General features: G+C 74.6%; 17 protein-coding genes. 8 read left to right on the forward strand and 9 right to left on the reverse strand.

Going from position 1 to position 20,453, the window contains the following annotated elements; translation table 11 throughout:
* Position 1 precedes the first annotated feature (1 nt).
* Positions 2-676 carry an MtrAB system response regulator MtrA gene (mtrA, locus tag M3677_RS00180; RefSeq protein ID WP_066658387.1) on the reverse strand — a complete coding sequence of 225 codons (675 nt, stop codon included), beginning with the start codon at positions 674-676 and terminating at the stop codon, positions 2-4.
* Between the two features lie 150 nt (positions 677-826).
* Between mtrA and M3677_RS00185 the strand changes: the two genes are divergently transcribed.
* The 5 genes from M3677_RS00185 (at position 827) to M3677_RS00205 (ending at position 6,495) form a co-directional block, all read left to right on the forward strand.
* The gene (locus M3677_RS00185; RefSeq protein WP_251159494.1) at positions 827-2,203 is read left to right on the forward strand and encodes a glycerophosphoryl diester phosphodiesterase membrane domain-containing protein; all 1,377 of its coding nucleotides are present in this window, start codon (positions 827-829) and stop codon (positions 2,201-2,203) included.
* The gene (locus M3677_RS00190) at positions 2,200-2,835 is read left to right on the forward strand and encodes a DUF4129 domain-containing protein (protein ID WP_144411323.1); all 636 of its coding nucleotides are present in this window, start codon (positions 2,200-2,202) and stop codon (positions 2,833-2,835) included. Before M3677_RS00185 ends, M3677_RS00190 begins: the two co-directional genes overlap by 4 nt.
* The gene (locus tag M3677_RS00195) at positions 2,832-4,073 is read left to right on the forward strand and encodes a DUF4350 domain-containing protein (RefSeq protein ID WP_251159495.1); all 1,242 of its coding nucleotides are present in this window, start codon (positions 2,832-2,834) and stop codon (positions 4,071-4,073) included. The genes M3677_RS00190 and M3677_RS00195 overlap by 4 nt, the downstream gene beginning before the upstream one ends.
* Positions 4,074-4,228: 155 nt before the next feature.
* Positions 4,229-5,137: a MoxR family ATPase gene (locus M3677_RS00200; RefSeq protein ID WP_066658390.1), complete on the forward strand. Its 909-nt coding sequence runs from the start codon at positions 4,229-4,231 to the stop codon at positions 5,135-5,137.
* A complete protein-coding gene (locus M3677_RS00205; RefSeq protein ID WP_251155567.1) occupies positions 5,137-6,495 on the forward strand; it encodes a DUF58 domain-containing protein in 1,359 nt (452 codons plus the stop codon). Before M3677_RS00200 ends, M3677_RS00205 begins: the two co-directional genes overlap by 1 nt.
* Positions 6,496-6,544: 49 nt before the next feature.
* On the opposite strand, the gene M3677_RS00210 is transcribed toward M3677_RS00205, so the two are convergent.
* Positions 6,545-7,540, reverse strand: a complete 996-nt coding sequence (locus M3677_RS00210; protein ID WP_251159496.1) for a stage II sporulation protein M — start codon at positions 7,538-7,540, stop codon at positions 6,545-6,547.
* A gap of 62 nt (positions 7,541-7,602) precedes the next feature.
* On the opposite strand from M3677_RS00210, the gene M3677_RS00215 reads away from it, so the two are divergent.
* Entirely contained in the window at positions 7,603-8,472 is an 870-nt protein-coding gene (locus M3677_RS00215; RefSeq protein ID WP_251155565.1) for an RDD family protein, read from the forward strand.
* 59 nt (positions 8,473-8,531) lie between these two features.
* Here M3677_RS00215 and ahcY read toward each other — a convergent pair whose 3' ends face one another.
* Both ahcY and M3677_RS00225 read right to left on the reverse strand, forming a co-directional pair.
* The gene (gene ahcY, locus M3677_RS00220; protein ID WP_209685210.1) at positions 8,532-10,010 is read right to left on the reverse strand and encodes an adenosylhomocysteinase; all 1,479 of its coding nucleotides are present in this window, start codon (positions 10,008-10,010) and stop codon (positions 8,532-8,534) included.
* Positions 10,011-10,196: 186 nt separating this feature from the next.
* Positions 10,197-10,421, reverse strand: a complete 225-nt coding sequence (locus tag M3677_RS00225; protein WP_066654995.1) for a DUF3499 family protein — start codon at positions 10,419-10,421, stop codon at positions 10,197-10,199.
* Between the two features lie 92 nt (positions 10,422-10,513).
* Between M3677_RS00225 and M3677_RS00230 the strand changes: the two genes are divergently transcribed.
* Entirely contained in the window at positions 10,514-10,954 is a 441-nt protein-coding gene (locus M3677_RS00230; protein ID WP_066654996.1) for a metallopeptidase family protein, read from the forward strand.
* 116 nt (positions 10,955-11,070) lie between these two features.
* Here M3677_RS00230 and M3677_RS00235 read toward each other — a convergent pair whose 3' ends face one another.
* The 5 genes from M3677_RS00235 to manA form a co-directional block, all read right to left on the reverse strand.
* A complete protein-coding gene (locus tag M3677_RS00235; protein WP_251159497.1) occupies positions 11,071-12,474 on the reverse strand; it encodes a DUF5719 family protein in 1,404 nt (467 codons plus the stop codon).
* The gene (locus tag M3677_RS00240; protein WP_251159498.1) at positions 12,471-15,350 is read right to left on the reverse strand and encodes a glycosyltransferase family 2 protein; all 2,880 of its coding nucleotides are present in this window, start codon (positions 15,348-15,350) and stop codon (positions 12,471-12,473) included. The genes M3677_RS00235 and M3677_RS00240 overlap by 4 nt, the downstream gene beginning before the upstream one ends.
* Positions 15,351-15,503: 153 nt before the next feature.
* A complete protein-coding gene (locus M3677_RS00245) occupies positions 15,504-15,824 on the reverse strand; it encodes a WhiB family transcriptional regulator (protein WP_144411444.1) in 321 nt (106 codons plus the stop codon).
* 208 nt (positions 15,825-16,032) lie between these two features.
* Positions 16,033-16,995, reverse strand: coding sequence for a UDP-glucose 4-epimerase GalE (galE, locus tag M3677_RS00250; protein ID WP_066658396.1), 963 nt, complete (start codon positions 16,993-16,995; stop codon positions 16,033-16,035).
* 54 nt (positions 16,996-17,049) lie between these two features.
* Complete coding sequence (gene manA, locus M3677_RS00255; RefSeq protein WP_251159499.1) at positions 17,050-18,258, reverse strand: mannose-6-phosphate isomerase, class I; 1,209 nt, start codon at positions 18,256-18,258, stop codon at positions 17,050-17,052.
* Between the two features lie 102 nt (positions 18,259-18,360).
* On the opposite strand from manA, the gene M3677_RS00260 reads away from it, so the two are divergent.
* Positions 18,361-20,445, forward strand: coding sequence for an acyltransferase family protein (locus tag M3677_RS00260; protein WP_251159500.1), 2,085 nt, complete (start codon positions 18,361-18,363; stop codon positions 20,443-20,445).
* Positions 20,446-20,453 lie beyond the last annotated feature (8 nt).

Raw genomic sequence — 20,453 nt, forward strand, 5'->3', positions numbered from 1 at the left:
CTCAGGCTCCTCCGGCCCGGTAGCCGACACCGCGGACGGTGGTGACGATCTTCGGGTTGTCCGGGTCGTGCTCGATCTTCGCGCGGAGCCGCTGCACGTGGACGTTCACGAGCCGGGTGTCCGCCTTGTAGTGGTAGCCCCAGACCTGGTCGAGGAGCATCTCGCGGGTGAAGACCTGGTTCGGCTTCTCGGCGAGCGCGCGGAGCAGGTCGAACTCGAGCGGGGTGAGCGCGATCACCGTGTCGCCGCGACGGACCTCGTGCGCGGCGACGTCGACGGTCAGGTCGCCCGCGTGCAGCACCGACGCGTCCCCCGCCGTCGGCCGCAGCCGCGTCTTGATGCGCGCGACGAGCTCCTTCGGGTTGAACGGCTTGACGACGTAGTCGTCGGCACCGTTCTCGAGGCCGGCGACGACGTCGGCGGTGTCGCCCTTCGCCGTCAGCATGATGATCGGGGTGCCGCTGTCCGCGCGGATCCGCTTGCAGACCTCGATGCCGTCGATCCCCGGCAGCATGACGTCGAGCAGCACGAGGTCGGGCTTCGTGCTGTGGAACGTCTCGACGGCGTCGTTGCCGTCGGCGCTGAACTCCGGGTCGTACCCCTCGGAACGGAGGACGATGCCGATCATCTCGGCGAGGGCCTGGTCGTCGTCGACGACGAGGATGCGCGGTGTCATGTGCATGGACTCCGTGGGACGGGCGGCGGTGCCGAGAGCCGGCACCCACAGTCACGATAGCCGAGCACCCGTCGCACCGGGATCTTGCGACAGTATGGGTGCACGGTCGCGCGTTCCGCTGCGCGACACGAGCACGACGAGGGGGCGGCGATGGCCGACTGGCAGGTTCCGGGATCCGGTGGGGGCGAGGACCGGACGGGAGGCCCGTCCCACCCCGCAGGGCAGCCGTCGTCCGCAGGGTGGTCGGGGCAGCAGCCGTGGCCGGCCCAGCAGGGCTGGCAGCAGCACGCCGGCCCCGGGCGTCCCGGTCCCGGTCCGCAGCGACCGCCGGCGCAGCGCCCGGTCGTCCCGCTCCGTCCGCTCGGTCTGGGCGACGTGCTCGCGGGGGCGTTCACGGTGTTCCGGCGGAACCCGCGCGTCCTGCTCCTCTGGAGCCTGCTGCTCAGCGGTGTGCTCGGGCTCCTCGCGACGCTGGCGAGCACCTTCGGGCAGCAGTCGCTGCAGGCGCGCATGTCGTCGGCGGTCGAGGCCGGCGGGAGCGGCGCGGGGGACGTCGTCGCCGGGTCCGTGACCCTCTTCCTCGTGCTCTCGGTCGGGCTGCCCTTCCTGGCCTACCTGGGCCGGGCCTTCCTCGTCGCGCCGGTCGCGGCGGACACCGGGCAGCGCGTGCTCGGGCGCCGCGCGAGCTTCCGCGGCCTCTGGGCGCTCCTCGCCGGTCGGCGGTGGCCGGTCCTCGCGTGGATCCTGCTGCAGCTCGCCGCGGGCCTGGTCCTCGGCGCGGTGTTCGGCGGACTCGTGGTCGGCATCGCGGCCGGTCTGGTCGCGGGTCGCTCCGGCATCGGCGGCTTCATCGGCGCGTTCTTCCTGCTCGCCCTCGGCGCACTCGTCGTGGTCGCCTGGCTGGCGACGAGGTTCGCGTTCACCGTCCCCACGATCGCCCTCGAGGGCCGGGGCGTCTTCTCGGCAGCGGCGCAGTCGTGGCGACTCACCCGCGGGGCGTTCTGGCGCACCTTCGGCATCGTCCTGCTCGTCCAGGTCGCATTCGGGATCGCGGGGTCGATCGCGTCGATCCCGCTCACGTTCGGCACGGTCCTGGCCATCGGCGCCTTCGACCCGCTCGGGCAGACGGGCGCGGCCGCCGGTGTGGGCGTCGGGGCCGTCGTGGCCATCGTGCTCGGTGCGCTGCTGTCCATCGCCGTGCAGTGCGTCACCGACGTGCTCAGCGCCTCGGTCCTGACCTTCCTCGCCCTCGACCGCCGCATCCGCACCGAGGCGCTCGACCAGCGGATCGCCGCGCACCTGGACACCGGGGACCCGTCGGACCCGTTCGCACCGGCGCCCGCCGTCGCCCGCCCGCCGTGGCCCGGTCAGCAGGGGCCCGGACAGCAGGGCCCCGGACAGCCCTGGCCCGGACAGCAGGGGCCCGGACAGCCCTGGCCCGGCCCGCAGCAGCCCACGCAGCAGTGGCCCGGCCCACAGCAGCCGTCGCAGCAGTGGCCGGGGCAACCGTGGCCGGGCGGCTCGTGACGCTCGGTCCGGACGAGGCACGTCGACTGCTCGAACGCGAGCTCGAGCGAGCCGACTACGACGGTGCGCGCGCGACCTGGTGGGACCGGGCCTCGCGCCACGTGCTCGAGTGGCTCGGGTCCTTCCGCCCGGGCGGCGGGCTGGACTCCCCCGTCCTCGGGCAGTCCGTGCTCTGGATCGCGGTCGTCGTGCTCGTGGCGGTCGTCGTGCTCGTGGTCGTCGCCCGCGGTCTCCCCCGTCGGCGGGCCCGCACCGCGCGGTCCGACGACGGGAGCGTCTTCGACGCCGACGACGTCCGGTCCGCCCGCGAGCTCGGCGACGCCGCCCGCTCCGCCCTGCGCGCGGGCGACTGGTCCGCCGCGGTCCTCGACGGGTACCGCGCCGTCGCGCGCGGACTCGCCGAACGCGACCTCGTGCGCGAGGTCCCCGGCGCCACGGCACGGGCCGTCGCCGGCCGCGCGGCACCGTGGTTCCCCGACCACGCGGACCGGATCGACCGGGCAGCGCGCGCCTTCGACGACGTCCGGTACCTCGGCACCGAGGCCGACGAGGCCACGGCACGCTCGGTCATCGACACCGAGGCGACGGTCCGCGGTGCCCGACCCGCGGTCGCACCGGCGGTGTCGACGTGAGCGCCGCCGCGACCGCGACCCGCGTCGTCCGCGCCCCGGGCAGGCTCGGTCGCGTCGCCTTCTGGGTCGTCATCGTGCTCGTCGGCCTGCTGCTCGCCGGGCTCACCGCGGCGGTGCAGTCCTCCACCGACCCGTCCCGCGAGCCGCTCGACCCGACCTCGACGACGGCGAGCGGTGCGCGGGCGCTCGTCCGGGTGCTCGAACAGCAGGGCACCCGGGTCGACGTGGTCGACCGCGTGGACGGCCTCGACGGCGACGCACTCCGCGGTGCGACGGTCCTGGTCGACGACTCCGCCGGCGCCCTCGACGCCGGGGTCGCCCGCCGACTCGGTCGCTCGGCCGAGCACGTCGTCCTGGTCACCACGGACCAGGCCGCACTCGACGCCCTGGGCCTCGACGTGGTCGCCGCCGGCCCCGTGCTCGGGGACGACACCGTCGCGACCACCGGGTGCGCCGTCCCGGCCGTCGCCGCCGCCGAGCGCATCACCACGAGCGGCCAGGGCTACCGCCCGCCGTCGGACGGCCCCGTCCCGTCCGGCACCGACCTCTGCGCCACGACCGGCAGCGGGGACGACCGCGTCGCCGGCATCGTCCGGACCGCCACGCCCGGCGGCGACGTCACCCTGGTCGGCACGACGGGGGCGCTGCGGAACGACACGATCACGACCGCGGGCAACGCCGCCTTCGCACTCGACCTGCTCGGTTCCGGTGACCGGCTCGTCTGGTACACGCCGACCCGGACGTCGGCCGACGCCGCGCCGACGATCGGCTCGCTCGCGCCGCCGTGGGTGCCCGGCGCCCTGCTGCTGCTCGGCCTCGTCGCGGTCGCGGCCGGCGTCTGGCGCGGTCGCCGGCTCGGGCCCCTCGTCGTGGAACGGATGCCCGTGGTCGTCCGCGCCTCCGAGACCACCGAAGGGCGCGCACGCCTCTACGCCAGGACCCGGGACCGCACGCACGCGCTGGACACCCTGCGGCTCGCAGCGCTCCGACGGGTCGGGCACCGCCTCGGGCTCCCCCGCGGTGCGCACGTCGACGAGGTCGTCCGTGCCGCGGCCCGCGCGACCGGTCGTCCCGACCCCGCCGTCGGTGCCGTCCTGGTGGGCGGCCGGACGACCGACGACCGTGCGCTCCGCGACGGCGCAGCGGCCCTCGACGAGCTCGAGCGTGCCGTCCGCGCGGCCCCGCAGACCTCCACCCCCCGAACGCCCCACCGCAACCGACGAGGAGCACGACCGTGACCGATCCGTCACCCGCCCAGGAACCGAACGGCACGACCCGGACCGACGCTGCGCCCACCACCAGGACGCCGCCCGCCACGGAACCGGACGCCACGGCACGCCCGACCGGCGGCACCGACGCGCTCCGGGACGCCTTCGGCCGGCTCCGCGCCGAGGTGGGCAAGGCCGTCGTCGGCCAGGAGGGCGCCGTGTCCGGGATGATCGTCGGCATCCTCGCGCAGGGCCACGTCCTGCTCGAGGGCGTCCCCGGCGTCGCGAAGACGCTGCTGGTGCGCAGCCTCGCAGCGGCCATGTCGCTCGACACGAAGCGCATCCAGTTCACCCCGGACCTGATGCCCGGGGACGTCACGGGCTCGCTCGTGTTCGACGCGTCGACCGGCACCTTCCCGTTCCGCGAGGGCCCGGTCTTCACGAACGTGCTGCTCGCCGACGAGGTGAACCGCACGCCGCCGAAGACGCAGTCCGCACTGCTCGAGGCGATGGAGGAACGCCAGGTCAGCGTGGACGGCGCCGCGCGGCCGCTGCCCGACCCGTTCTTCGTCGCCGCGACGATGAACCCCATCGAGTTCGAGGGGACCTACACGCTGCCGGAGGCGCAGCTCGACCGCTTCCTGATGAAGCTCACGCTCGACGTGCCGCCCCGGGACGTCGAGTGGCAGGTGCTCCGTCGGCACGCGGACGGCTTCGTCCCGCGGGACGTCCGGTCGGCCGGGGTCCGGCCGGTCCTCGGCGTCGACGAGGTCCTCGCGGCGCAGCGGGCCGTCCGCGCGGTGGGGGCGCGCGACGACGTCCTGGCGTACGTGGTCGACCTCGCCCGCGCCACCCGGCAGGCGCCGTCCGTCCGCATCGGCGTGAGCCCCCGCGGTGCGACGGCGCTCCTCGCCGCCGCGAAGGCGTGGGCGTGGCTCACCGGCTACGACGCGATCACGCCGGACCACGTGCAGGCGATGCTCCTGCCGGTCTGGCGGCACCGGCTGCGCGTGGCCGCGGACGCCGAGCTCGAGGGCGTCGGGGCGGACGGGGTGCTGCAGCAGGTCGTCGAGCAGGTCCGGGTGCCCTTCTAGTGGCCGTCTCCGGTCGCTTCGTCGCGCTCCTGGCGGTCGCGATCGTCCCCACGGTGCTGCTCGGCAGTGCCTGGGGCGGCGTGGCGTGGGCGGCCGTCGTGGTGCTCGCCGCCGGGCTCGACGTCCTGCTCGCCGCCGATCCGGGCTCGGTCCGCGTCGAGCGACGGATGCCGCAGCTGGTCCGACGCGGCAGCACCGCCGACGGCACGCTCGTCCTGGCGAACGACGGACGTCGGCCGCTGCGCGCGGTCGTCCGGGACATGTGGGAGCCCTCCGCCGGCCACGCGCCGCACCGGATCCGCTCGACGGTGCCCGCCGGGGAACGCCGGACCGCCCGGGTGCGCTTCACGCCCTTCCGTCGCGGCCGTCGCACCAGCGCCGGGGTCGCCGTCCGGTCCTTCGGCCCGCTCGGCCTCGCCGCCCGGCAGGCCGTCCTGGACGCGCCCGGTTCGCTGGTGGTCACGCCGCCCTTCCGATCGCGTCGGCACCTGCCCTCCCGGCTCGCCCGGCTCCGCGAACTCGACGGTGAGACCACCCTGCAACTGCGGGGTCACGGGACGGAGTTCGACTCCCTGCGCGACTACGTGCGCGGCGACGACGTGCGGTCGATCGACTGGCGCGCGACCGCCCGGCGGCAGGACCTGGTCGTCCGGACGTGGCGACCGGAGCGTGACCGCCGCGTCGTCATCGTCGTCGATGCCGGTCGTGCCGGCGCCGGACGCGTCGACGACGAGCCGCGGCTCGACACGTTCATCGAGTCCGCGCTGCTGCTCGGCGCGCTCGCGACGGCTGCCGGCGACCGGGTCGAGCTGGTCGTGCTCGACGACACCGTCCGCGACCGGGTCCACGGTGCGACGCGGACCGACGTGGTGCGACGCTTCGGCGAACGGCTCGCACTCGCCGAGCCGGGCCTCGCGGCGACGGCCTGGTCGGCGGTCCCGGCAGCCGTCGACGCCGTGACGACCTCACGGTCGTTCGTCGTGCTCCTGTCGAGCCTGGACTCCGTCGGCGCCTCGGCCGACCTGCTCGCGGTGCTCCCCCGGCTCACGCGACGGCACGCCGTCGTCGTCACGAGCATCGCGGACCCGGCCGTCGAGCGGATGGCGAGCGGGGTCGCCGAAGCCGGTCACGGGACACCGGAGCAGCGGGACGGACGGATGTCGCGCCTCCTGGCCGGGTCCGGTGCCGAGCGCGACGTCTACCGACGAGCGGCCGCGGAACGGACCCTGCTCGACGCGGACGGCGTCGGGGACGTCGCACGCCGGGCCGGCGCCGAGGTCGTGCGCGGTGGGCCCGGGGCCGTGCCACCGGCCGTCGCCGACGCGTACATCCGCGCGAAGGCGGCCGGCCGGCTCTGAGCTGCGGCCGGCGGGCGGCGGGCGCACGACCGACGGTTCAGCCCACGGCTCAGCCCGCGGTGAGCGCCGTCGCGCCACGCTCGAACTCCTCGACGTCACCGCGCTCACCCGCGCGGAACGCACGGCCGCCGAGCACCCACTGGTACCAGAGCACCGCGGCCAGTGCGACCGTGCCGATGCCGATCTTCACCGGCCACGGCCAGTCCTGGCGGGTCACCACGCCCTCGACCAGCCCGGAGAGGAGCAGGGTGAGCGCGAGACCGACCGCGACCGTGAGGAGGGCTCGACCGTCCTCCGCCAGGGCCTGCGCCCGCGTGCGCGCACCGGGGGCGATCCACGACCAGCAGATCATCAGGCCGGCGGCACCGGCGAGGAAGACCGAGTACAGCTCGAGCTGACCGTGCGGAGCGATCCAGAGGAAGAAGTCGCCGAGCCGCCCCTGCGAGTGCATGATCGCCGCGGAGACGCCGAGGCTCACCGCGTTCTGCACGATCGACACCGGGACGTAGAGCCCCGTGATGCCGAAGGCCACCATGCGTGCCGCGATGAAGGCGTTGTTCGACCACACCTGCGCGGTGAACGCCCCCAGGCCGTGGTCGGAGTAGTACGCCTGGAAGTCCTCCGTCGCGTACTGCCGCAGGGCCTCCGGCGTGCCGAACGTCGTCACCGCTCCCGGGGTCGACGCGATCCACACGGCCACGATCGCCGTGATCGCGATGGTCGCCGCCGCGACCCAGACCGTGACCCAGCGGATGCGGTACAGCGCCGCCGGGAGGTGCCGCGCGAAGAACGTCGTGACGGCGGTCAGGGGGTCGACCGGCGTGCCCGTGAAGCGCAGTCGTGCGCGGAACACGGTGCGGGACAGGCGGTCCCCCACCGCGGAGCCGGGCGCGACGCCGCGGACCCGCGCGAGGTCGGTCGCGACCTCCTGGTAGCCGCTGACCAGCCGGTCCGCGTCCGCGCCGGACCCGTGTCGGGCGCGGGCGAGCCGGTCGACCTCGTCCCAGCGGTCGCCGTGCACCGCGCTGTAGGCCTCCAGGTCCACGTGCCTCCCCCGATCGCACACACCGGGCCCCCGAGGGGACCCGCTCACGACAGAATGATCCCATGGGGAAGACGCGCGTGCCACGCGACCTGTCCGACGCCCGCTTCGGCGGGACGCTCGACGAGGCCGCCGACGAGCTCGTCGTCGGCGAGGCCGTCGCGCTCGACGTGCAGCCGGCCGGCATCGTGCTGCGACTCGCGGCGGCGCTGCTCGACGGGGTCTGCCTCGTGGCGCTGCTCGCCATGCTGCTGTTCGGGCTCGCGAGGGTGTGGCCGCCCGGCGCCGACACCGTGTGGCTGTTCCCCCTCGGCATCGGGGCCGCGGTGACGGTGCTCGTGCTCGTCCCGGCCGGGGTCGAGACCGTCACGCGGGGCAAGAGCGTCGGACGGTACGCCGCCGGGACCCGGGTGGTGCGGGTCGACGGAGGCGCGATCGGGTTCCGGCACGCCTTCACCCGCGCACTGGTCGGGCTGCTCGAGCTCTGGTCCACCCTGGGCTCCGTCGCGTTCGTCGTGGCGCTGTTCGGCTCGCGCCCCAGACGCCTCGGCGACCTGCTCGCCGGCACCTTCGTGCAGCACGAACGCGGCGCACGTCGGCGCGACGTGGAGGTCCTGCTGCCGGTCGAACTCGTGCCGTGGGCAGCGGTGGCGGACGTGTCGGCGCTGCCGCAGCGGCTCGAGGACCGCCTCGGGGCCTTCTTCCGGTCGGCGGCCGACCTGCGGCCGGAAGCGCGCGAGACCGCCGCGCGGATGCTCGCGGCGGCGGTCTCGGAGCACGCCTCCCCGGTGCCGGACGTCCACCCCGAGGTGTTCCTCGCGGGCGTCGTCGCCGTGCGGCGGGAGCGCGACGTGCGGGCGCTGCGGGCGCGGGCAGCACTGCTCGACGGTGCGGCGGCCGTCGCCGGGGCGCGGCCGCCGGGCTTCCCGCGCTGAGGCGCTGGCGCCGCCCCGCGCGGCGACGGGAGCCGCGCAGCAGCGCGGCGCCGGCGCGGTCAGTACCGGTAGTGGTCCGGCTTGTAGGGGCCCTCGACGGGCACACCGATGTAGGCGGCCTGCTCCGGCCGGAGCTCGGTGAGCCGGACCCCGAGGGCGTCCAGGTGCAGGCGCGCGACCTTCTCGTCCAGGTGCTTCGGCAGCACGGAGACCCCCGTCGGGTACTCCTCGCGCCTCGTGTGCAGTTCGATCTGCGCCAGGACCTGGTTCGTGAACGAGTTGCTCATCACGAACGAGGGGTGCCCCGTCGCGTTGCCGAGGTTCATCAGCCGTCCCTCGCTCAGCACCAGGACCGAGCGGCCGTTCGGCAGCCGCCACTCGTGCACCTGCGGCTTGATCTCGACCTTCTCGACCCCCGGCAGCGCCTCGAGCCCCGCCATGTCGATCTCGTTGTCGAAGTGTCCGACGTTCGCGACGACCGCCAGGTGCTTCAGCGCGAGCACCTCGTCGACCCCGACGACGCCGAGGTTGCCGGTGCAGGTCACCACGATGTCGACCTCGCCGGCGACGTCCGCCAGCCGGGCGACCTGGTAGCCGTCCATCGCCGCCTGCAGTGCGCAGATCGGGTCGACCTCGGACACGACGACCCGGGCGCCCTGGCCGCGGAGCGCCTCGGCGGCGCCCTTGCCGACGTCTCCGTAGCCCACGACGAAGGCGACCTTGCCGCCGATGAGCACGTCGGTGGCTCGGTTGAGCCCGTCGGGCAGCGAGTGCCGGATGCCGTACTTGTTGTCGAACTTGGACTTCGTCACCGAGTCGTTGACGTTGATCGCCGGGAAGCGCAGCTCGCCCTTCCGAGCGAGCTCGTACAACCGGTGCACGCCCGTGGTGGTCTCCTCGGTGACGCCCTGCACCTCGGCCGCGATGCGGGTCCAGCGGTCGGTGGAGCGCTCGAGCGACGCGGCGACGGTCGCGAGCACGATCCGCCACTCGGCGCTCGCGTCGGCCCCCGGCTCCGGAGCACGTCCGGCGGCCTCGGCGTCCGCACCGGTGTGCAGGAGCATCGTCGCGTCCCCGCCGTCGTCGAGGATGAGGTTCGGCCCCGTCCACGACTCCCCCGCGGCAGCGGCCTCGACGCTCCAGTCGAAGATGCGGTCGGTGCACCACCAGTACTCGTCGAGCGTCTCGCCCTTCCACGCGAACACCGGGACGCCCGCGGGTGACGCCGGGGTCCCCGTCGGCCCCACAGCGACCGCCGCGGCGGCCTCGTCCTGCGTGGAGAAGATGTTGCAGCTCGCCCAACGGACCTGCGCGCCGAGGGCCACGAGGGTCTCGATGAGGACCGCGGTCTGCACGGTCATGTGCAGGGACCCGGCGATCCGCGCACCGGCGAGCGGCTGCGACGGCCCGAACTCCTGACGCAGGGCCATCAGGCCCGGCATCTCGTTCTCGGCCAGGCGGATCTGGTGGCGACCCGCCTCGGCGAGGGCGAGGTCGGCGACGCGGAACGGGGCGGCGGTGCGGGTCTCGGTCGACATGGCGTCAGTCTGGCACGCCGGGAGGCGCGGACCGTCAGACGACGTCACGGACGTCGGGCGGGCCTCCAGGCCGCACCGGGAGACGCTGGACGGACCGGCTCACCTCCGGTGGGCGGGCCACCGGAACCGACGCACGCGGCGGCCGTCGGTCGGCGGCGTGGGCCACCGGGACCGCGGTGCGCGGCCTCAGTCGGCGGGCGCTGCGTCCCGCCGGATCGGTTCGCGCCGCACGACGTCCCAGCCGCGGGGCACGCGCAGGCGGGCCGCGTGGCGGGCGCAGAGGTCGTACCCGTGCGGCTCGACACGGGTGGAGAGGGGCCCGACGACGACCATGGAGTCGCCGTAGTCGTACGTCAGGGTCGCCGAGGCGCTCGCGCCACAGGCGACCTTGCTGCAGATCCGTACGTCCATACCGGCACCGACCCTACCGGGCGGACCACCGCGACGGCCTGCCGAGGGCCGTCGCCGGGGTCGGCCACGCCCTCGCCGCGTACGATGGCGGGATGCGTCGGAAGCACCCCACCGTCACCCCCGTCGACCGCGCCCGTGGTCGGTCACGGCACGGACGCGGTGGCCGGTCGAGTGTCACCGGACCGGAGCTCGCGCCCGTCATCACGCGCGCCGAGACGTTCGACCGCATCGTCGGCGACACCGCCCACTACCTGGTGGGGCTCTGGCCGGACGAGCTCGCCGGGGTGGTGTTCCAGGTGGCCGACATGCCGACCGACCAGACGCTGCCGGACCGCCTCCCCCGCTGGCGGGTCGACCGCGGCGACCGGCGCGTGACGCTGTTCCGGATCCCCGTCGAGCGGGTCACCCGGAGTCCGGAGAAGGACGACACGGACCGCCGCGTGATCATCGAGACCGCGGTGTTCCGTGCGGTCGGCGAGCTCATCGACAAGGACCCGTGGGACCTGGCGCCCGACCGGTACCGCCACTGGTGACCGACAGGGAACAGCACCCACGGCCGGACCCGGCACCCGACCGGTACCGCCACTGGTGACCGACAGGGACGACGCGCCGGACGGGCACCGCCACCGCTGACCGACGGGCCCCGGCGTCAGGGGTAGACGCGCACCGGGGTCGAGACCTCCGTCGCCGGCCGCACCGGGAAGCCGGCGATGCCGTCGTCCGCGTCGTAGCTGACGCCCGCGACGAGCCCCTCGGCGCCGGTGAGCTCGAGCTGCGTGGACACCGGGACCTGAACGGTGGCCGTGCTGCCCGAGGCGACGTCCACCTCCTGCTCACGGTCCCCCGAGGTGATCGTCACCGTCGCGTCCGACCGCGTCGGGTTGACGAGGTTCATCCGCGACCCGCCGCCGGGCGCGACCGCGGTCACGACACGGTCGCCGAGTGGCTCCGCGGACGCGAACCAGCCGAGGTCGGTCCGACCGTCGTCGGTCGGCTTCGTGGTGCGCGCCCCCGCGACGAGCGGCTCCGTCGACGTCACCGTGAGCGAGTACCGCCCGTCCGGGAAGTCGTCGAGGGCGACGTCGGTGACGACCCCGGGCTCGGCGGTCGCGTTCACCGTCGAACCGCCGCCGTCCGCCGTCGTGATGCCGACGGTCACGCGTGCAGCGCGGTCGCCGGGGACGAACAGGCGGAGCACCGGGGTGGCGTCCTCGGTGTCGTCACCGCGCTGCGCCTCCTCGGCGCCGCTCAGCACGACCGCGGGGATCACCTGCGTCCGCGCCGGTGCGGCGCCGCCGGAGACGACGTCGTAGCCGCCCGGGGTCAGCGTCCGCACGATGCTCTCCTGCATGTGCGCGACGATCTGCCCGCCGGTCGAGGTCACGTGCACGACCGTCGACCCCTGGTCGGCGACGAAACCGGACAGCGGCACGACCTTCTGCGTGTTCGGTGCGACCACGATGCCGGTGGTCCCGGGCGCTTGCACGGTGCCGGAGGCGTCGAACACGTCGAGGTCCACGGTGGCGTTGACGTCCGTCGGGTTCGACAGCGTGATGAGGCTGGTCCGGCCGGTCTCGGTGGAGCCGCCGACCAGCCAGGTCGACTGGCCGGGGTCGTCGCAGGACGCCGCGCCGAAGCCGACGAGGTCCCCCGACGACACGCTCTGCGAGGTGCTGCCGGCGACCTGCGGCGTGCTGTCACCGGCGGGCGCGGTGAGGAGCTGGGGGTCGCTGCCGCCGGTGGTCGACGAGCCGAGGGTCGACCGGTCGACGGTGCTGCCGGTGGTGCCGGTCGCGACCTCCGACGACCCGACGGTGCTGGCCGTCGTCGCGTCGTTCCCGGACTCGTCCGAGAGCCGCAGCGCGCTGCCGGCGCACACGCGCTCGGCGTCGGCGGGCACCGGCGTGACGAGTCGACCCGCCGGGCGGAGCGCGGTGCTCTCGGTGCCGATCGCGTGCGCGGCCGTCACGGCGCCGGCGGCGACGACCACGGCGACCGCGGTCGCGGTCCCGCGGACGACCCACCGTCGGACGGACCGGTGCTCGGTGCTCATTCGTCGCGCTCCTCGTCGAAGGTGGTGGCTGGTTCCTCGGCCTCGATGACGTTCGAGGTGGCACGGCGGCGACGCGGTGCGGTCGGGACGGCGAGCAGGGCCGCTGCGCCGAAGACCACGCCGAGCACGATCAGGTACAGCACGTGCGTCGCCTGGGTCGCGGCCGAACCGGTGGACACCCGGTCGACGTCGCCCTCGTAGTGGAAGAGCCGGCCGGAGGTGGTCTCGCCGATGCTCGTGAACCGGGCGTCCTGGCCGATCGCTCCGGCCGCACGGTCGTGCACCTGCTGCGCCGCGTCGGCGTCCGGTGCGTCGTCGAGCAGCACGAACGAGATGCCGAGCTCGCGGAGCGCGGGTTCGGGGTCGTACCCGCTGCGGCTGGCGAGGTTCCCGGCGAGTGTGGCCAGCTGCGCGCCCGACCTGCTGAGGCGGAGCGCGGTGGAGTCGAGCGTCGTCTGGTCGTCGAGCGTCGAGCCCTGGCCGCGTTCGAGCGACACCGCGAGGGAGCCGTCGGTCTGCGGGTCGACCACGAGCGTGCCGACGTCCGGGTTGGCCTGGGCCTCGGCGTTCACGTAGGCGCTCAGGACCCGTCCGGTGGTCGGCTGCAGGAGCGTGTCACCGAGGGTGGACGCGGCGAAGGCGGGGGTGACCGCGACCCCGGCGAACACCGCCGCGACGAGTGCGGTGACCGGAGCGGTCCGCGGCAGCACGTCGATGCCGATCGACGCCGCGAGCACGATGCCGAGCGCCGTCACGGACAGGGCGCTGCCGGGCCAGACGATCGTCGTGGTCGAACCGACCCCGGTGACGGTGAGGTGGGTCGCACCGAAGGCCGTCGCGTAGCCGAGGAGCGCCAGGACGAGCGCTGCACCGGCGACGGCCCAGCGGTGTCCGAGGAGCGCCCCGACCGCGAGCATGACGACCGGCAGCGCGAGGACGGCCATCGCGACGGGCAGGACCGACGCCGCGAGCCCGAGGGGCGTCGTCGCGGGGAGCCACCCGCTCCAGTCCGGCAGCGGCTGCCCGACCGCGAGCTGGAGCGCCGAGGGGGCGCGCGTGGCGGAGGGGACGCCCGGGTCCGCGAACACGGCGAGCGGGTTGCCGCGGGCGACCTGCGCCAGGACGAGCGGCAGGAAGAGCACGGCGGCGGGGACCGGGATGAAGACCCGACGGTGCGCACGCCGCCAGCCGACGACGAGGGACACGACCCACCCGACCAGCAGGACCGGCAGCAGCGACGGCGCCGAGGCCGCGACGACCGCGAAGAGCAGCGACGCGCCGGACGCCCATGCCCACGAGCGGTGCGCTTCGAGCACCGCCAGCAGCAGCCACGGGAGCAGCACGTGCGCGATGACGGCCCCGAGGTGTCCGGTCGTGACGGCGCCGACGAGCGTCGGGGTGATCGTGTACAGCGCGGCACCGACGACGGGCACCCAGGTGCGGGTGGTGACCTTGCGGACCACGAACCAGGCGCCGAGCGCGGCGAGCGGGAACGAGAGCAGGAGCACGACCACGACCGAGGCCGACGGCGACCAGGCGGTGATCGAGCCGAGCACGGCGAGCACGGCGGCGAACGGGTCGCTCGGGCCGGTGGAGCCGGTCCCGACCGAGTGCCAGCCGTAGCCGACGTTCTGCCACAGCCGCCCGATCGAGGTGCTGAGCGGCAGGAGTCCGCCGCCCGTGACCGCGGGGGTGCCGAGCAGCGGGTACAGCGTCACCACGCTGAGTGCGGCCGCCGCGAGCACGACCCACACGCCGCCGTCGCTGAGGAACGATGCCCGCGCGATCGGGGCGTCCTCGACCCGGGCGAGTTCGACGTCGCGCGAGGTGGTCCGTCGCTCGTGCACCCGGCGCCAGCTGACACGGAGGGGCTCGACGGCAGCCCACCCGACCCGACGGGTCCGCGCGGCGTTCGCCCGCGCCCGTCGGACGCCGCCACCGAAGGCCACGGCGAGGGCGGCGGCGAGTTCACCGGAGACCGCGGCGGGGTGCTTCGCGACGAGGTGGCCGACGGCCCGGACGAGCGCGGTCGGCACGAGCAGCAGCCAGTGCAACCAGAGCAGCCCGGCGGGGGCGTACGTCAGCCGGCGGTGCAGTTGCGCCTGGCGGTGCAGGCGCACGCGCCGCCCCTCGGAGACGCGCTTGCGGCCGAACTCCTCGATCGGTCCGGCACTCGTCACGCGGGCCTCGGGCACCACGGCGACGCGGTGTCCGGCGAGGCGCGCACGGATGCAGAGGTCGAGCGCGGCGTCGACGTCCGGCAGCGCCGGGTCGAAGCCGCGGAGTTCGCGCCAGACCGAGCGGCGCACGAGCATGCCGGCGGCGGACACGCCCATCACGTCGGTGTGCCGGTCGTGCTGGCCCTGGTCGAGCTCGTCCTGCACGAGGGCCAGCGATCGGCCGGCGCGCGTCGTGCTCTCCCCGAACGCACGGATCCGTGCGGGGTCGTCCGTGTCGACGAGCTTCGGCCCGGCGACCACGACGGACGGCGCGATCTCGACCGCGGAGAGCATCTCGGCGAGTGCGGTCGGTGCCGGAGCGTTGTCGTGTCCGAGCAGCCACAGCCACTCGTCGGGCGCTGCGTCGGTCCCGTCGTCGCCGTCGGCGGTCGGCGCTTCGCGCTCCCCCGCCGCGACGGCCTCGCCGAAGGGGCGCCCGGCGTGCAGGCGCACGAGCCCGGCGGACCCGCCCAGGGCGAGCTCGGCCGTCGACCCGTCGGTGGAACCGACGTCGACGACGACCAGGTTGTCGGGGTGCCGGGTCTGGGCGACGAGGGCGTCCAGGGTCCGGTCGAGGTGCTCGCCGCCGTTCGCGGTCACGAGGACCGCGGTGACGCGGGGCTGGGCGGACCGGGGCTGCGCGGGACTGGGCTGCATGACGCGCGTCACTCTACGGTCTGGAGGCGCGGGACCGGTCTGCGGGAACGGCGCGCCGTCAACCTGTGCGCACCATCAACGGACGGTGGGTGGCGGAGGCGGGAGGCGCCTCCAGGCCGACCGACGCCCGTCGCGCTGCGCGCGGTGGGTGCGTCAGGCGCGGCGGCGGAGCTTCCGGCGCTCGCGTTCGGAGAGGCCGCCCCAGATGCCGAAGCGCTCGTCGTTCTCGAGCGCGTACTCGAGGCACTGCGACCGGACCTCGCACGACCCGCAGATCTTCTTCGCCTCGCGGGTGGAGCCGCCCTTCTCGGGGAAGAACGCCTCGGGGTCGGTCTGGGCGCAGAGCGAGTCGACCTGCCACGACAGCGGGTTCTCCTCGTCGCCCTCGGCACGGCGGACACCGGGGACACCGAGCGACACCGGGTCGACGTGCCAGTCCTCCGGCACGCCGGCGTGGAAGTCGGAACCGTTCACCCTGATCACCCCTGACATGTCGACGACGGCCTGCAACGACCGAAGCCGCTGCCTGTAATTACAGCGGTGTGATTCCGTTCCGTCAAGTCGCGGATCATAGAAGGTGCTGACCGCTGCGGCGTGTCATGTCCCCCGTACGGGCGTGTCGCAGGCCGTCTGTCCGGCGATCGGGGGACACACTGCGCACTCCGACCGCCGTGCCCGGGCCTCAGCCGACGCGGCGACGGGCCTCCCAGGCGCTGGACACCATCTCGTCGAGCGAGTGCCGCATCGCCCAGTCGAGGTCGCGCGCGGCGGCCTCGCCGGTCGCGACGATCCGGGCGGGGTCACCCGGACGCCGGGGCGCGACCTCGGGCTCGAACGCGATCCCGGTGCCCGACGCCATGGCGTCCATGATCTGCCGGACGCTCACGCCGTCCCCGCTGCCGAGGTTGTAGGCGCGCTCGAGCTGCTCGCCCGCCTCGAGCTTCTGCGCCGCGACGGCGTGCGAGTGCGCGAGGTCGGCGACGTGGATGTAGTCGCGGACGCAGGTGCCGTCCGGGGTGTCGTAGTCGTCGCCGTTGATGCGCGGCACCCGGCCGGCGAGCAGCGCCTCGAACACGAGCGGGAACAGGTTGTGGGGGCTGGCGTCGTACAGGTCCGGCTCCCCCGACCCGACGACGTTGAAGTAGCGGAGCGAGGTGGTGGCGAACCCGGCGGCGACCTCCATGTCCCGGAGCAGCCACTCGCCGATGAGCTTGGACTCGCCGTACGGCGACTCCGGTGCCTTCGGGGTGTCCTCGACGACGACGTCGACGTCGGGTGTGCCGTAGACCGCGGCGCTCGACGAGAACACGGCCTTGGTGACGCCGTTCTCCGCCATCGCCCGGAGCAGGGTCGCGGTACCGGTGACGTTCTGCTCGTAGGTGTGCAGCGGCCGCTCGACCGAGACGCCGGCGTACTTGAAGCCGGCGACGTGCACGACGCCGGTCACCGCGTGCGCACGGAGGGTGCTGGCCAGCAGGTCGCCGTCCAGGATCGTCCCCTCGACGAACGGCACGTCCTCCGGCACGAAGGCACGGAACCCGCTCGACAGGTCGTCGAACGCGACGGTGTCGATCCCTGCGGCGCGCAGCGCGCGGACGACGTGGGACCCGATGTACCCGGCACCGCCGGTGACCAGCCAACTCATGCTCGTCACGCTAGCGGACGGCACCGTCCCCCCGGGCCGCAGGCCGCTGCGTGTTCACGCACCGGTCGCGATGAAGACCGTGGACGTCAGACCGGTCGCGGCGTCGGCCTCGACCGTCACGTCGCCCTCGTCCGGCGTGACGTAGCAGGACTCCCCCTGGCGGAGCAGGGTCGCGGACCGCGCGCCGACGAGGGTCACGGCGCCCGTGGTGCAGACCGCGATGCTCGGGCCGGAGAGCGGTGCCACACCGCCGGTGCCGAGGCCGACCGGACGACCGCCGCCGGTGACGCGGACCAGCGCGAACCCGACCCCGTCCGGAGCGAACCGGTCGACGCCCTGGTCGAGGCGTTCCGGGGTCAGCACCGGTGCCGGGTACGCGGTGAAGTCGAGCACCCGCAGGAGTTCCGGGACGTCGACGTGCTTCGCCGTCAGGCCACCACGGAGCACGTTGTCCGACGGCGCCATGAGCTCGATGCCGAGCCCGTCGAGGTAGGCGTGCACGTTGCCCGCGGGCAGGTACATCGCCTCGCCGGTCCGGAGCGTGACGCGGTGCATGAGCATCGACACGACCACGCCGGGATCGCCCGGGTACGCGGCGGCCAGGTCGACCACCGTCTGCACGTTCGGGGTGCGGTCGTCCTCCGGCAGGGCGGTGGCGAGGTCGGACGCCGCCTGCACCACGGCGAGCGCCGACGCATCGGCGGTCTCGAGCCAGCGCACGGTGTCCTCGAGCCCCTGCGCGAGGTGCGCGAGCAGCGGTCCGAGCCGTCCGCTCCCGCCGTCGAGCGACTCGACCTCGGCCACGGAGTCACCGACCGGGCGGAAGCCGCTGAGCGCCTCGAACCGGTCGCTGAGGGCGACGACGAGCTCGGGCTTGGGGAACGGGTCCTTGTAGTTGCGCGCCGGGTCGTCCAGCGGGATCCCCGCGGCCTCCTCGCGCGCGAAGCCCTCGCGGGCCTGCTCGGGCGTGGGGTGCGCCTGGAGCGACAGGGGTGCCGCCGCCGCGAGGAGCTTCAGCAGGAACGGCAGGCCGCTGCGGTCCGGGCCGAGCGCGGCCTCGGGCTCGGCGTCGATCCAGTCGCGCAGGGTGTCGGCACCGCCCACCATCGCCGGGTTCACGACGACGCTGGGGCTCCCCGCGTGCGCGCCGAGCCAGAGCTCCGCCTGCGGTGCACCGGTGACGGTGCGGCCGAGGAGTTCGGGGATCGCGCTGGTGGAACCCCAGGCGTAGTCGCGTGGCGTGTTGGTGATGCCGAGGAACATGCCGCGAGCGTACCGGGCGGGGACCGGCGTCCGCTCGGCGCCGCCCGTGGTGCCGGAGCCGACCGGGGCATCGACGAACCGCTCTCGCATAGACTCCCCGCGATGTCCGAGCCGCGCCGCCCCGAGTCGACCCGATGGGACGTGCAGGCCCTGCGCGCCTTCGCCGTGCTGGCCGTCGTGCTGTACCACCTGTGGCCGAACCGGCTGCCCGGCGGCTTCGTCGGGGTCGACGTCTTCTTCGTCGTCTCCGGCTTCCTCATCACCGGCCACCTCGTGCGCGAACAGGCCGCGACGGGGCGCATCCGCCTCGGCGCCTTCTGGGCACGACGTGCCGGGCGGTTGCTGCCCGGCGCGTTCCTGACGCTCCTGGCCACGGGCGCCGCGGTGCTGCTGCTCGTCCCGAGCTCGCTGTGGGGGCAGTACGGGCGCGAGCTGATCGCGTCGACGGTGTACCTGCAGAACTGGCAGCTCGCCTCCGACGCGGTCGACTACCTGGCGAGCGACAACCGGCCGTCGCCGTTCCAGCACTTCTGGTCGCTCTCGGTCGAGGAGCAGTTCTACATCGCACTCCCGGTGCTCCTCGTGCTGCTCGGCGCCGTGCTCGCCCGCGCGCGGCGTCGGGACCCCGTCCTCACGGCACGCCTCCTGCTCGGCACGGTCGCGGTCCTCTCCCTCGCGTGGTCGATAGTGCAGACGCAGACCGCGCCCGGCATCGCCTACTTCTCGACCGCCACGCGCGCGTGGGAGTTCGCGCTCGGCGGGTTGGTCGCGACGGTCCCGCTCGCCGTCGCCCGTTCGCGTCGGTCGCGTGCGGTCCGGACGGGAGGCACGTGGCTGGGCGTCGCGGGCCTGGTCGCGTCGGTCCTCGTGATCACGCCGACGACCCCCTACCCCGGCACCGCGGCGCTCCTGCCCGTCGTGTCGGCCGCGCTCGTGGTCGCCCTCGGTGCCCGCAGCGGCCTCGACGTCGTCGGCCGGACCCCGCCGGTCGCGTTCGTCGGCCGGACGTCGTACGCGGTCTACCTGTGGCACTGGCCCGCCGTCGTCCTGCTGCCGATCGTGCTCGGCCACCCGCTCGGCACCACGAGCAAGGTGGCGGTCCTGGTCGGGGCACTGGTCCTCGCCGCGGCGTCCACGCTGCTCGTCGAGGAGCCGCTGCGCGCTCGGGTCCGTTCCGCACGTGTCCGTCCGCGACGCGTCGCCGTGCTCGGCGTGGTCGCGTCGGTGGCGGTCGTCGCGCTCGGCGTCGGCACGCTGGCCGCGGTGCAGGTCCAGCAGGTGCAGGCGGCCGCGTTCGCCGAGCGCCTGACGCGCGGGGACGTCGACTGCTTCGGCGCGGCCGCGCGCATCGGCTCGGACGACCCGTGCGTCAACCCGCGCCTCGCCGACGTCCGGGTGCCCGCCCCGGCCGCCGCCCAGCACGACGACGCGAACTCGGGCGACTGCTGGTCGAACACGACGGCCGACTTCAACGTCTGCGCGCTGGGACCGAGGACCGGGTACCGGAAGCACCTGCTCGCCGTCGGTGACTCGCACAACAACGCCCTGATGACGGCCTACCGCGCGATCGCCGAGCGGGAACACTGGCGCATCGACGTCGCCGGGCACATCGGCTGCTACTTCACGACGGCCGTGCAGCAGGCCCCCACGCAGGGCTACACCGACAGCTGCCAGGGCTGGAAGCAGAACGCCGTGGACTGGGTCCGGCAGCACGACGACGAGCTCGACGCCGTCGTGGTGACGCACGCGGCGACCAAGAGCCCGGTCATCGTCCCCGACGGCAGCAGCAACGACGCGACCGTGGTCGACGGTCTCGTCGGCGCGTGGCGGGCGGCGACGGACGCGGGCGTCCCGGTGATCGCGATCCGCGACAACCCGACCGCGCGCGACGACGTCATCGCGTGCCTCGCGCAGATGCAGGGCCCGACCGCCGGGGCCTGCGACCTCCCGCGCGACCAGGCCCTGGCGGCCTTCGACGGCAGCGAGCAGGCCGTTGCGGCGATCGGGGACCGTGCCCGGTACGTCGACATGACGGACTGGTACTGCGACCGGACCACGTGCCCCGCGGTGATCGGCGGGGTCGTGACGCACCGCGACCCGACGCACCTGACGGCGACGTTCGCGACGACGCTCGCCCCGGCACTCGGCGACCGGCTCAGCTCGACGCTCGCGTCGCTCGAGCGCTGAACCGGGGG

Origin of the sequence: Curtobacterium sp. P97 (assembly GCF_023712445.1) — a bacterium.
Lineage (GTDB): Bacteria > Actinomycetota > Actinomycetes > Actinomycetales > Microbacteriaceae > Curtobacterium.